This is a genomic window from Priestia sp. AB, assembly GCF_028369225.1.
In the GTDB taxonomy this organism is placed as follows: domain Bacteria; phylum Bacillota; class Bacilli; order Bacillales; family Bacillaceae_H; genus Priestia; species Priestia megaterium.
In genome coordinates this window covers 1-329 of record NZ_JAQMYN010000073.1, presented here as the reverse complement: position 1 = coordinate 329, position 329 = coordinate 1, and the positions used below count along the sequence as shown (strand labels likewise).

The window sequence follows — 329 nt, the reverse complement described above, 5'->3', positions numbered from 1 at the left end:
TCAATTGATTAAAGCGTTTCGTACAGCAGAAATTTATAAAGTCATAAAGCGTGGGGATCGTACCTCCTATCTATTTCCGAAAATTCATCAAATCGATCATCATCACACCTACACTCGCTATGCGTTTTCCTTACTGAATGGCATTGATCCTGAACTTTTAAACAAAAAGAGATGGGCCTTACGCCAAGTATTAGGCAGCAACATCGAGATAAATGGTAGCCTAAAGAATTTTAGCATCACCGTTCACCACAAGAGTCTACCTAAGATGCTTACTTACAAGTATGAAACCATTCGTCCTCACATTGAGAAAATGGAACTTCCCGTATGTG

The 329-nt window shown here is 39.2% G+C and carries 1 pseudogene; it reads left to right on the top strand.

From position 1 onward, the window contains the following. Window positions 1–329 (top strand): annotated as a pseudogene (locus tag POF52_RS31085) (FtsK/SpoIIIE domain-containing protein); the annotation flags it as partial.